The sequence below is a fragment of the Caulobacter sp. S45 genome, assembly GCF_009765965.1.
GTDB lineage: Bacteria > Pseudomonadota > Alphaproteobacteria > Caulobacterales > Caulobacteraceae > CAHJWH01.
This window is the reverse complement of the sequence record NZ_LMUL01000014.1, coordinates 433,187-445,468: the sequence shown is the minus strand read 5'-3', so window position 1 is coordinate 445,468 and position 12,282 is coordinate 433,187. Positions and strand designations below refer to the sequence as shown.

Sequence of the window (12,282 nt, the reverse complement as noted above, 5' to 3'; positions counted from 1 at the left end):
CGCCATGCCAAATTTGCGTGTCCGCCCCACCGCTCCCGACGCCGAGGGCCGCGTCATCGACATCACGCCGCAGAGCGCGGGCTGGACCTATGTCGGGTTCGAAGTCCGCAAGCTCGAGACCGGCGGCGTGGCTCGGATACATATGCCTGGCCGCGAGATCTGCATCATGATCCTGACCGGCTCCGCCGACATCGAAGCGGGCGGGGAGCGCTTCGACGGGCTTGGCGGTCGCAGCAGCGTGTTCGAGGACGCCGCCCCCGGCGCTGTCTATGCGCCCGCGGGCGTGTCCTGCCTCGTGACGGCGCGCAATGCATGTGAAGTCGCGGTGTGCAGCGCGCCCGGCCACGGCCCAGGCGCGGTGCGCCTCATCGCGCCGGAGCGGATGGGTCTGGAATTCCGTGGCCAGGGCTCCAACAGCCGTCGCGTGCGCAACATCCTGCCGGAAACCGAGCCTGCGGAAAGCCTGCTGATCACCGAAGTGATCACACCGAGCGGGAACTGGTCGAGCTATCCGCCGCATCGCCACGACGAGGACGCCACGCCGCAGATGACCCTGCTGGAAGAGACCTACTATCACCGGCTCGACCCGCCGCAGGGTTTCGCCTTCCAGCGCGTCTACACCGACGACCGCAGTCTGGACGAGACCGTATGTGTCGAGGATGGCGACGTGGTGCTGGTTCCGCGCGGCTATCATCCAGTCGGCGCCCCGCATGGCTACGATCTCTACTATCTAAATGTGATGGCGGGTCCGAAGCGGAAATGGGTCTTCCATAATGATCCCGCACACGAGTGGATCGTCCGGGGGAAATAGATAGCCCTTATTGTACCTCCAGGTTTTATTTGGATGCGCGCTGGTGGGTTTCTTTCGTGGAGTCGGCGCGACGATGATCGGACGCAGAGAATTCTTCACGGTCATCAGCGGTGCGGCCCTCGCAACGGCGGCGCCTCGAATTTCTTCCGGACAAGAATATCGGCCCTTCGCGTGGCCCCATGGCGAGCGCGCGGCCGTGAGCCTCACCTATGACGACGGCCTCGACAGCCAACTCGAATATGCTGTTCCGGCGCTCGATCGGCTTGGCTGGAAAGCCACCTTCTTCCTGACGGAAGAGAACATGGAAAAGCAGGTGGATCGCTGGAGGGCCGTGGCCCGCGAAGGCCACGAGATCGGCGATCACACCCTGCATCACCATTGCCGGCTCGCTGGCTATTCGACAAAACGATTCGTCCGCGAGGAGATCGCTCCGACGGAGCGGTTCCTGAACGCGTATTTTGGGGTGCGCCGGCGGACATTCGCCTATCCATGCGGAACCATCGAACTGGGAGCCGGTGGTCAACGTGAAGGCGAGGAACGCTATATAGACGCTCTCAGACCGGTCTTCACGGCCGCCCGCGCCGCCGATGGCGACCCGAACGATCCGCGGCTGGTAGGTCGACAGCGCTACCAACTCCAGGCCATCGCACCGACCTACGACCGGGATGATCCTCAACTCGCCATAGACTATCTCCGCAAGGCGCTAGGCTGGGGGCGGTGGGCGATACTGATATTCCACGACGTCGTCCCGACAAGGCTTGGCGATGGAGACACCAGCGTCACGTCGCACGATCGCATCTTGGGCTGGATCGCTCAAACGCCACTGTGGTGCGCGCCGATGGGCGAGGTCTTTTCCCACCTGACCGGATCCGTTCAATAGGACGCCGAAAGCACGAGGCCTGATTTCGGAGATTTCCGACGGCTGTCATATCCGGAGGCGTCCCACTCCATCGACCCCCGCCCGCCTATTCACCAGCAGGCGTTCCTCCACGTCGGCCCAGCCATTACGGGCCATCCCAGGAGCCGGTTCCTCGTCCGTCGCCTAGTCGTGGTTGGGAAAATCCGTGCTCCGGGTGAGTTCCTCCCATCGCCCGATCTCGTCGATCACCGTGTCGAGTTTTTCCCGCGTGCGGCGCAGGGCGTCGCTTCCCAACAACAGCTGGGTCGGCGGATTGGGGGCGTCGACCAGCTTCAGCAGCGCTTCGGCCGCCCGCGCCGGGTCGCCGAGTTGCTTGCCGGCCATTGTGTCGAAGGCCTGGCTCATGCGCCCGACCGTGGCCTCGTAGCCTTGGGCGACAGCCCCGCTCTTGCGGATCGAATGGGCGGAGAGGAAGTCGGTGCGGAAGGCGCCCGGCGCGACGGCCGTCACCTTGACGCCCGTGGGCGCGAGTTCCTGGGCCAGGCCGGCCGAAAGACCCTCCAGCGCGTGTTTCGCCGCCGCGTACAGTCCCGAGGCCGCGCCCGGTGCGCGGCCGGCGATGGAGGTGATGTTCAGGATATGGCCGGAGCCCTGCGTCCGCAGCCGGGGCAACGCCGCGCGGATCAGGCGGAATGGGCCGAACACATCCACGGCGAACAGGTGCTCGACTTCCGCGTCCGTCGCATCCTCGATCGCGCCGAGGAGCCCATAGCCGGCGTTGTTGACCAGCACATCCAATCGGCCGCCAGCCAGCTCGAAGGCCTTCGCCGTCGTCGCCTCGATCGCCGCACCGTCGGCCATGTCGAGGGGGAGGACATGCAGCCTGCCTGGACCCTGATCCAACTCGGGCGCCCCGGTGCGTACGGTGCCGACGACGGTGTCGCCGCGATGCAAGGCGGCTTGCGCCAGAGCGAAGCCCAGGCCGCGGGAAATGCCGGTGATGAACCAAGTTTTCATGTGAGGTCTCCTGCAAACATCCTATCCGGCGGGCGTACGCTTCAGAATGGCCTGAATTCTCACAGGCCTTGTTAGCCAGCCTTCGGAATGCTCAACTGACGCGATGAGCAATCTCCTGTCGGGCAGCGACTTCGGCCAACTCCGCGCCTTCCTGGCGGTGGGCGAGGCACTGAGCTTCAGCCGGGCCGCCGAAACGCTGGGCGTGACACCCTCGGCGCTCAGTCAGACGGTGCGCGCGTTCGAGGAGCGGGTAGGGGTGCGCCTGCTCAACCGCACCACCCGCAGTGTTTCACTGACCGATGCGGGCGAGAACCTGTTTCGGCGCATATCGCCTGCCGTGACCGAGCTTGGTTCGGCGGTGGGCCAGGTCCGACGCTACCGTGAGCGCCCGTCCGGGACGGTGCGCGTGCACGCCTTCCGCGCCGCGGCCGAGCGCTACGTCACGCCGATGCTGGCGGGCTTCCATCGCGACTTCCCAGAGGTGGTGATCGACCTCGTGCTCGATGACGCCGTAGTGGACATGGTGGCGGAGGGCTACGACGTGGCGGTCCGCATCGGCGAGGTGATCGAGCGCGACATGGTGGCGGTGCGCCTCGGTCCTGATCTACGACAGATCGCCGTCGCCTCTCCCGATTACCTGGAGCGCAATGGACGGCCGGAGCATCCGCGCGACCTGATCAACCACCGCTGCATCCGCTGGCGCTGGCCCGGCCGGCTTGCGCCCTACAATTGGGAGTTCTTCGAAGACGGCGCCTGGTTCGAGGTGGCGGTCGACGGCCCGCTGATCGTCAACAGCAAGGAGGTGGCCATACAGGCGGCCCTGGACGGTGTCGGCATCGCCTTCGCGGTCGAGCAGCAGGTCGGCGAGGTGCTCGGGGACGGTCGTCTGATCGCGATGCTGGAGCCCTGGTCGGCCCGCTTCCCCGGCCATCACCTCTGTTACCCGGAACAGCGGCAAATGGCGCCGGCCATTCGGGCCTTCATCGACGCGCTGCGCCGGCAGGCGGTCTTACTCCACACCTGAATGTAATAGCCGAAGCCCGCGAAGAAAATCTGGGGTTGCGGAACCCATGTGCAGGCAAAGGCTGCGGAGGGTGGTTTGCGGAAGGCGAGCGGCGGCATACCATCGTGAAAATTGCAGGGGTGTTGAGGCGCGCATGAAGTCAGGGTTCCTCGTTATCACCGTCCTGGCCGCCGCGTGCCTCGCCAGCTGCAGCAAGCAATCCACGCAGGTTCAAACTCACCACGGCCGATTTGCCGGGGTCGGGATTTATTCGCCGGGCGAGCTGTGGTCGAAGATGGCGGGAGCCGCCAATCTGCTGGGTGAGCCGGCGACGGCCAAAATCACTGACGACGAACATGTTATCGTGGTCGTGGACAGCGACACGGGCGAGATACGTCAGTGTGGCGACCTGAGCGGCTATTGTGTCGGCGTGAATCCCTGGACCAAGTCGCTGTTAAAGTCGCAAGCCCTGCCCGTGAACCTGACCGCTCATGCGGCCGAGACCAGGGCGGCCGCTGGGTCCCTTCAGGCGAGCCGAGGACAGGGGGCGGCGGGTGGGAGCCACGAACCTTAGCCAGAGCGTCAGGCGCACCCTGGCGCCTCGGGTCGGCCGACACCAATTGGGCGCTTAGCCGCCAACCGCCAGATTTCCTCATTCGACACAGCCGGTGCGCACCATGTCCAACTGCGCTCGCCACATCCGGAGTTCAAGCCATGACCGAACCGTCCGAGTACACGCCGCCCAAGGTCTGGGTTTGGGACAAGGCGAACGGCGGAAAGTTCGCCAACATCAACCGGCCGATCTCAGGGGCGACGCACGACAAGGACCTGCCGGTCGGAAACCATCCCCTGCAGCTCTATTCGCTGGCGACACCGAATGGGGTGAAGGTCACGGTGATGCTCGAAGAGCTGCTGGCGCTGGGCCATGCCGGCGCCGAGTACGACGCCTGGCCGATCCGGATCAATGACGGCGACCAGTTCGGTAGCGGCTTCGTGGCGGTGAACCCCAACTCCAAGATCCCGGCCCTGGTGGACCGCAGCGGGCCGACGCCGATCCGCATATTCGAGTCCGGTGCGATCCTGGTCCACTTGGCCGAGAAATTCGGGACGTTCCTGCCGACCGAACCCCACCTGCGCGCGGAATGCCTGTCGTGGCTGTTCTGGCAGATGGGCAGTGGGCCCTATCTTGGCGGAGGGTTCGGCCACTTCTACGCCTATGCGCCGACCAAGATCGAATACGCCATCGACCGGTTCGCGATGGAGGTGAAACGTCAGCTCGACGTGCTCGACCGGCGCCTGGCGGACAACGCGTATCTGGGGGGCGCCGACTACTCGATCGCCGACATGGCCGTCTGGCCCTGGTACGGCGGCTTGGTGAAGGGCTGGCTCTACGACGCGGCCGAATTTCTCCAGGTGCGGGAATACGTACATCTGCAACGTTGGGCCGAGGCCATCGCCGAACGGCCCGCGGTCCAACGCGGACGCATGGTCAACCGCGTCTTCGGCGAGCCTTCGAGCCAGTTGCACGAGCGCCATGACGCCGGTGATTTCGAAACCAAAACTCAGGACAAGCTCGTAGCCGCCATCTGAGCAGGTTCCGACTTGGGCGGGTGACGGAGGGGGTGCTGCTGCATCGCAACATAATTCTGTGCTGCGTCGCACTGCGGGCTTGGTTTGGGGCGACGAATCCCTAAATGACGCGCTGCGCCGCCTTATAGAAGCGGCGGCCGGGAGGAGTTTTCCATCAACAGGAGACTCCCATGCGTAAAACCATCCTCATCCTAACTCTTTTGGCTTCCGGCGCAGCCGCCTCGGCTCATGCGGAGCAAGCCCCCGTCGCTGCAAAGAGCGCCGCGCCCGCCACCGCTCCGCAGGCGCCGCAGCCTCGCAAGCATCGACTGAATGAACCGCTGACGGCCGATCAGGCCCGCAGCCTCATGTGCCCGCGCTGGAATTGCGACGACACGAGTCACCCCGCCGCCGGCACGCCTTAATCCTCGCGGGCTTCGGCCCATAGACGCCAACCGGTCCCGAACGTCTGGCTTATCCGGACGACGGGACCGCGTTGGCCCTCATGCCGCGTGGTCGGGCCGGCCTGCGATCCGACGCTGAGGGCTAGGCTCCGCAGCATCCGAAGACGACCGCGATAATCTAAATCCTCTAAAGATCGCTGCGCACCTCGCTACGCTGCCGTTGGGCAGGGCGCGCGTGGAGATGCGTCGAGGCGGCGCAAGCTTGGCCGATCAAGCAAATGCCGGCGTGCGGCGCTGTTTTGCTTTCGCCTCAACCCCGGGCGCCGCAAATCTGTCAACAATCGAAAGGTCGGATTGAATTGACAAAAGCTTAATGCAAGCGAACAGTCGACTACACGGTGGGGGCTGTGGAGCAGGGGGCGACGATGCCGGCGATTTATGTGACCATTGGAGCGGGCCAAGACTATGTCATTGGAGATCCTGACTCCAAGTTTCCCTTTTCCGTGGGAGATGTCAGCGGAGGTACGCTGATCGGCATCCCCGATACAGGTCCGCCCTCGCGAGGCGAAGGTTTCGACTATGTTTTCAAGGCAGGTAGCGAGGGGTACGGGCAATTCATTGAATACAACCCCGCGTTCAGCGAGGTTCAAGCCTATTTCTTCACGATAACAGGACCCAACGGGGCCGTGGCGCCGCTACAGACGTCCGTCGTGGCCCAACCCGAAACCATTCATGTAGCCGGCGGCGACACCTCTATACCGTTGACCGCGCTCACCGCCAATGACACCGGGCCTTATGGCGACGCCCTCTATGTGACGGTCACATCGCCCTTCCATTTCTCCGGGACGCCTGCGGGTAGCACCGACGCCGCCGGGCTTTCCGATGTGACCGGCAGTTCCACCCCCGACACCCTTGGTCTTCTAGCCCAGGGCGGCGAGTTGCAGATCTTCGCTGATAATGCCGATGGCTCGCCCGTGTCGTCTGGTACGCTGACCTTCGACTATACGGTCACCGATGGGTTCGGGACCACCTCCGCACCGGTTCAAGCGACGGTCCAGATCGGACCACCGACCCAGCCCGCGACCTACGTCTACGGAACCGCGCTGGACGACACGATCGACAAGAGCACCTCGCACTCCGCGTGGCTGATAAATGGGGCGGCGGGTAACGACCTGCTGCGCGGGGGCTCAGCTGGCGACGCCCTCAACGGCGGGGCCGGCGACGATCGCATCTCGGGCGGGGCCGGGAATGACACGATCACGGGCGGACCGGGCGCGGATTCGATGATGGGCGGTCCGGGTGACGACACCTTCGTGTTCAAGGTCGGCGATTTCGCAACCGGCTCGAGCAAGGACATCATTTACGATTTCGAAGGCGCTGATCAGCCCGGCGGGGACTTCATCCACTTCACGGGTTTCAGCGCCAATGCCCAGCTTGTCCATCTCTCGGACGAGGGCACCATATCGAAGTATGAGGTGGTCGACGGGGCCAAGTCCGGAGAGTTCTGGATTCAGGATGGCGGCGTCCCTCTCCAGAAGAGCGACTACGGTTTCTTCGCCTATTGAAGTCGATCGAAAAGTAAGACCCAGCGGCGCACGATCTCGATACTCTGCGATCAACCGCGGCTTAGTGAGTCGCCAGCTTGAAGATCGTCTGGGCGTGAGGCTACCGTAGCGAACGATCCGTACCGTGCTCCAGTCGGCAATCGGCCTTGCAGGCGATCATCGGACCAGGGCGCAGCAGAAATCGATGAAGGCCTCGACCTTGACGGGAGCCAGCCGCTTGGACGGGCGGACCGCGTAGAGGGGAAAGATTTCGCCTGGCCAATCGGGAAACAGCTCGACCAGCCGACCCTCGTCGAGCAGGTGCTGGACGCCGATCGCCAGGATCTGTGCGACGCCGGCGCCTGCCAGACAGGCGGTCACCATCGTCCCGGGGTCCGACATGACCAGTTGGCCGCGGGTGGGGATCGGCAGGACCTCCTTCCCTCGGCGGAATTCCCATTCGAAGGGCTGGCCGGTCATCGGGTCCCGGAACTGGATACACGCGTGATCGGTCAGCTCGGTGGGATGACCTGGCCGCCCGCGGCGCTCCAGATAGGTCGGCGAAGCGACCGTGAGCACACGCGTCTCCAGGATGAGCTTGGAGGTCAAGTTCGATGTCGGCTGCTGGCCGAAGCGGATGGCGACGTCGACGCCTTCGCTGATCAGGTCGAGGCGCCCGTCCGGCGTCAGCAGGTCCACCTCCAGGTCCGGAAACCGCGCGATGAATTCTCCCAGTCGTGGCGCGATGACATGCTGAGCGAAGATGGGATTCACGCTGGCCCTCAACCGGCCACGCACGATCTCGGCGGCGCCTGAGACCAGATTCGCCGCTTCCTCTATGCCGTCGAGGTGGGGGAGGGCCATCTGATAGAAGCGCCCGCCCTCGTCGGTAAGCCGCAACGCCCTTGTGGTCCTGTCGAGCAGGCGAACGCCGATCCGGTCCTCCAGCCGCGATACCGACCGGCTTACACCCGACGGCGACAGGCCCAGCAGTTCGCCGGCGCGCGTGAAGCTGCCGCTCTCCACAACGGCGGCCAGGACGGTCACGCCCGATAGCAGACGCCCATCGAACGCCATTTCACGCTCCCTATCTTTTCGCAAAAATACTATGACTTAACGGCACTTAATTCAAAAATGATGTGGGCGCAAAGTGTCTCCAGGGTGAGCCCGACAAGGCTAAGCCCATTCGAGGAGGCCAGAAATGTTCGTCGTCATGGGTGTAACGGGGCAGGTTGGTGGTGTGGTCGCCGAGACCTTGCTCGCGGCCGGCGAGCCGGTTCGCGCGGTGGTGCGCAGTGGGGATAAGGGCCGGGTCTGGGCGGATCGCGGCTGCGAGATTGCTATCGTGCCCGCCATCACCGACGGTCGGGCGCTTGCCGAAGCGTTCAAGGGCGCCGATGGCGTATTCCTGATGACGCCGCCGAACTACGATCCGACGCCGGGCTTTCCGGATACGCACGAGGCGGCCGCCGCGATCAAAGCCGCCATTGCGCAGAGCCGCCCAGGAAGGGTGGTGTTCCTTTCCACGGTCGGCGCCCACGTCGAAGAGTTCAACCTCCTCAACAACTCGGCGATCACCGAAGCCATGCTCCGCAGCACCGGAGCGCCCGTGGCCATCCTGCGAGCGGCCTGGTTCATGGAGAACGCCGCGTGGGACGTGGCGGCGGCGCGGGAAGGCAGGTTCGAAACCTACCTCAGCCCGATCGACCACAGGATCGATATGGTCAGCGTCCGCGATATCGGACGGACGGCGGCTGAGCTTGTCCAAGGTTCGTGGGCGGGACAGCGTGTGGTGGAACTCCGAGGCCCGGCTCGCTACAGCGCGCAGGACGAGGCGGCGGCCTTCGCAGCCGCCCTCGGTCATCCGGTCTTGGTCGAGGCGGCGCCGCACGATCATTGGGAGGCCAATTTCCGCGCTCAGGGGATGACCTATCCCGAGCCGCGAATCCGGATGCTCGATGGCTTCAACGAAGGATGGATCGACTTCGAGGGCGGCGACGCCGAGCAGCGCACCGGATCGATCACCTTCGCGGAGGTGCTCGAGGGCCTGGTCGAGAGGTCGCCGTCATGACGGCTCGGGCGAGCGATGGCAAAGGGCAGGTGATGTCCGACATGCGCCATGCAGCGCTCGTCATCGGGGCTGGAGCGAAATGGCTCGCACCCCCGCTAAAGTAGGGCCGTCGATGGGGGTTGGTGGTTGGTAGCGCCAGCGCCAGCCCCGATCGATTAGAGTTTATCGACGTCGATGACGGCTTGAGCGAAGGCTTGCGGCGCTTCCTGCGGTAGGTTGTGCCCAACACTGCCGTCGATGATCCGATGAGAGTACTTGCCCGAAAACTTCATAGCATAGGCGCTACCATCCGGATGTGGTGCGCCATTGGCGTCGCCTTCAAGAGTGATGGTGGGAACGGTGATGACAGGCCCCAGGGCAAGCCGCTTTTCCAACGCATCGCATCTTGGCTCGCCTTCGGCGAGACCCTGCCGCCAACGGTAATTATGGATGACGATGGCGACGTGGTCAGGGTTGTCGAACGCTGTGGCCGATCGATCGAAGGTGGCGTCGTCGAAGTTCCACTTTGGCGACGCAAGTCGCCAAATGAGCTTGGCGAACTCGCGCCGATATTTGTCATAGCCGGCTCGGCCGCGTTCCGTCGCGAAATAGAATTGGTACCACCATTGGAACTCGGCCTCTGGGGGCAGCGGTATCTTCCCGGACTCCTGACTGCCGATCAGATAGCCGCTGACGGAGACCAGGGCCTTGCAGCGTTGAGGCCAGAGCGCCGCGACAATGTCCGCCGTGCGTGCGCCCCAATCGAAGCCGGCTAGGGTGGCTCTCTCGATCTTCAGGGCGTCCATCAAGGCGATGATATCGAGCGCAACCACTGATGGCTGGCCGTTGCGGACGGTCTCGCCCGAGAGAAAGTGGGTTGATCCGTGGCCACGCAGATAGGGCACGATTACCCGGTAGCCCCTCGAGGCCAACAAAGGGGCGACATCGACATAGCTGTGAATATCGTAGGGCCAGCCGTGCAGCAGAATGACGACCGGGCCATTTACGGGACCGGCCTCGGCATAGCCGACGTTGAGCGTCCCGGCGTCGATTTGCTTCAGCGTGGCGAACGAGGTGTGACCGGCGGGCGCGGGCGTCGGCGCCTGTTCGCTTTCGGCGGCCTGGGCGTTGGCGGACCCGATAGGACCGATCTGGGCGGCGGCGACGATCAGCGCTGCAGCGCCGAAAAACTGACGCCGCGGCTGGTTGATGTCTTTGGATGTTTCGAGCTTGCTCATTAATCCAACTCCTTGTGGTGGGCTGGTAGAGGCGAGAACTGCCATGGCGACCGCGAACTGCGAACTCGGTCGACGAGGGGGCGGCGCGCTGGAACCGGAATCTGGTGGCAATATGTAGGAAAGGCGGGCGTTCCGCTTGCAGATTATGCCGATTTATCTTCCAGGAGACCCCGATTTTCGCACTAGACTGTTTCGCTGAACTGCAAAGCTCGGCGGGCCGCAAGCCAGCCGAGGTGTTCTGCTTGCACTACCGGTTCAAGGAACACGCCTTCAAAGCCGTCCAGGTTCAGACGGCGATCTTCCAGCTCGACGCCTGCTGGGGGAGGGCGAATGTCATCTCGGACATGCTAAATGTCCATTATGGCTCGCCATCGGCCGCAGCCGCATCGGGAACTGCGAGCGGGCCTCGACGTGTCAGCCGGATGACCAGGACAGCGAGGGCTGCAAGAAAGAACGGCGCCGACTCGATCCAGAACAGCTTGGACAGTCCCAGGTGCAAGGCCAGAAGGCCGCCGCCGATCATTGGCCCGACCGCCGCGCCCAGGCGGCCGACACCGAGCGCCCAGCCCGAGCCGGTCGAGCGGATATACCCAGGATAGAGGATGCCGCTAAGCGCGTTGATCGCTGTCTGGCCCCCGACCACGAACAACCCCGCGCCGAAGATCGAAAGCCGCAGCATCAGGATCGAACCACCGGCCCCGCCGATCAGGACGATCATGATCCCGGCCAGGGCGAACATGGCCGACACGACGAGGATGAAGTCGAACCGGTGGGCGAAGCGGGCGAGCACCAGCCCCCCGATGGCGCCGCCGACGTGGAACATGGCCGTCGCAGTCACCGCCTGCGAGATCGGAAAGCCCAGTCCGGTGATGATCACCGGCAGCCAGTTGGTCTGGAGATTCAGGCCTACCAGATTCATGAAGATGGCCAGCCAGAGCATCAAGGTGCCCAGCGTCCTGTTCCCGGCGAAGATGTCCCTCACCGGCGCCTTTCGGATCGTGCCCTCGGCGTGGAGATAGCGTGCGCCGGGCGGGAACTGGCCGCGGGGAAAGACCTTGCGCAGATTGGCGGCGATCCGCTCCGCCCCGACGCCCTTGCGGGTCACGAAGCGCATGGACTCCGGAAGCAGCAACCATAGAGCCGGCGTCATCAGCAGCGGGATGACCCCGCCGGCGACGAACATCGATCGCCAGCCGAAGGCGTGGATCAACCCGGCGGCGGCGAACCCGCCGATAGCGGGACCGATGGCGAAACCACCCACCACCAGGGTGACCATGCCCGCGCGCGCCTTGCTGGGAGAGTATTCCGCCACCAGTGCGATTGCCGCCGGCATGGCGCCGCCAAGGCCCACGCCGGTCAAGAAGCGAAGGATCAGCATCTCGCCGGGCGTGGTGACCAAGCTGGTCAGCAGCGAGAAGACCCCGAACAACACCGTTGCGACCAACAGCACAGCCTTGCGGCCGACCCGATCGCCCAGGGTGCCGAGCAGCAGCGCCCCGATCATCAGGCCGAACAGGGCGGAACTGGCGACCGGGCCCATGGCGCTGCGATCGACGTGCCAGGCTTTGATCAGCGAGGGCGCCACATAGCCCATCACCTGCGCATTGAAGCCGTCCAGGGTCACGACGAACAGACACAACGCCGCCAGGAGCCATCGGCCGGACCCAATCGGATTGGACTCGATCAACTCGGGGATATCGATCACGCCCTGTTCGGCCACTCGGTCCTCCGTCCGGCGCCGAAGGGCGCCTTGGTTGTTCTATCGGATTGGCGCTGTGTTTTCCCGT

Annotated in this window: 12 protein-coding genes; 8 read left to right on the top strand and 4 right to left on the bottom strand. The window is 64.4% G+C overall.

Annotated features, from left to right (window positions below; translation table 11 throughout):
* Nucleotides 1-4: 4 nt before the first annotated feature.
* Together iolB and GSQ87_RS09255 are read left to right on the top strand one after the other, a co-directional pair.
* A complete protein-coding gene (gene iolB, locus GSQ87_RS09260) occupies nucleotides 5-811 on the top strand; it encodes a 5-deoxy-glucuronate isomerase (RefSeq protein WP_158915188.1) in 807 nt (268 codons plus the stop codon).
* A 10-nt stretch (nucleotides 812-821) separates the two neighbouring features.
* Entirely contained in the window at nucleotides 822-1,691 is an 870-nt protein-coding gene (locus tag GSQ87_RS09255) for a polysaccharide deacetylase family protein (protein ID WP_158915187.1), read from the top strand.
* A 162-nt stretch (nucleotides 1,692-1,853) separates the two neighbouring features.
* Here GSQ87_RS09255 and GSQ87_RS09250 read toward each other — a convergent pair whose 3' ends face one another.
* A complete protein-coding gene (locus tag GSQ87_RS09250) occupies nucleotides 1,854-2,687 on the bottom strand; it encodes an SDR family NAD(P)-dependent oxidoreductase (RefSeq protein ID WP_158915186.1) in 834 nt (277 codons plus the stop codon).
* Nucleotides 2,688-2,790: 103 nt separating this feature from the next.
* Between GSQ87_RS09250 and GSQ87_RS09245 the strand changes: the two genes are divergently transcribed.
* The 5 genes from GSQ87_RS09245 (at nucleotide 2,791) to GSQ87_RS09225 (ending at nucleotide 7,228) form a co-directional block, all read left to right on the top strand.
* Nucleotides 2,791-3,711, top strand: coding sequence for a LysR family transcriptional regulator (locus GSQ87_RS09245; protein ID WP_158915185.1), 921 nt, complete (start codon nucleotides 2,791-2,793; stop codon nucleotides 3,709-3,711).
* A 133-nt stretch (nucleotides 3,712-3,844) separates the two neighbouring features.
* Complete coding sequence (locus GSQ87_RS09240; RefSeq protein WP_158915184.1) at nucleotides 3,845-4,264, top strand: hypothetical protein; 420 nt, start codon at nucleotides 3,845-3,847, stop codon at nucleotides 4,262-4,264.
* Between the two features lie 140 nt (nucleotides 4,265-4,404).
* Complete coding sequence (yghU, locus tag GSQ87_RS09235) at nucleotides 4,405-5,280, top strand: glutathione-dependent disulfide-bond oxidoreductase (RefSeq protein WP_158915183.1); 876 nt, start codon at nucleotides 4,405-4,407, stop codon at nucleotides 5,278-5,280.
* A gap of 170 nt (nucleotides 5,281-5,450) precedes the next feature.
* Entirely contained in the window at nucleotides 5,451-5,684 is a 234-nt protein-coding gene (locus GSQ87_RS09230; RefSeq protein ID WP_158915182.1) for a hypothetical protein, read from the top strand.
* A 404-nt stretch (nucleotides 5,685-6,088) separates the two neighbouring features.
* Nucleotides 6,089-7,228 carry a calcium-binding protein gene (locus GSQ87_RS09225; RefSeq protein WP_158915181.1) on the top strand — a complete coding sequence of 380 codons (1,140 nt, stop codon included), beginning with the start codon at nucleotides 6,089-6,091 and terminating at the stop codon, nucleotides 7,226-7,228.
* Nucleotides 7,229-7,384: 156 nt separating this feature from the next.
* Here GSQ87_RS09225 and GSQ87_RS09220 read toward each other — a convergent pair whose 3' ends face one another.
* A complete protein-coding gene (locus tag GSQ87_RS09220; RefSeq protein WP_158915180.1) occupies nucleotides 7,385-8,284 on the bottom strand; it encodes a LysR family transcriptional regulator in 900 nt (299 codons plus the stop codon).
* Nucleotides 8,285-8,408: 124 nt separating this feature from the next.
* On the opposite strand from GSQ87_RS09220, the gene GSQ87_RS09215 reads away from it, so the two are divergent.
* Nucleotides 8,409-9,278, top strand: a complete 870-nt coding sequence (locus tag GSQ87_RS09215) for an NmrA family NAD(P)-binding protein (protein WP_158915179.1) — start codon at nucleotides 8,409-8,411, stop codon at nucleotides 9,276-9,278.
* A gap of 155 nt (nucleotides 9,279-9,433) precedes the next feature.
* Here GSQ87_RS09215 and GSQ87_RS09210 read toward each other — a convergent pair whose 3' ends face one another.
* Together GSQ87_RS09210 and GSQ87_RS09205 are read right to left on the bottom strand one after the other, a co-directional pair.
* Nucleotides 9,434-10,495: an alpha/beta fold hydrolase gene (locus GSQ87_RS09210; protein ID WP_158915178.1), complete on the bottom strand. Its 1,062-nt coding sequence runs from the start codon at nucleotides 10,493-10,495 to the stop codon at nucleotides 9,434-9,436.
* A 358-nt stretch (nucleotides 10,496-10,853) separates the two neighbouring features.
* The gene (locus GSQ87_RS09205) at nucleotides 10,854-12,215 is read right to left on the bottom strand and encodes an MFS transporter (RefSeq protein WP_158915177.1); all 1,362 of its coding nucleotides are present in this window, start codon (nucleotides 12,213-12,215) and stop codon (nucleotides 10,854-10,856) included.
* Nucleotides 12,216-12,282 lie beyond the last annotated feature (67 nt).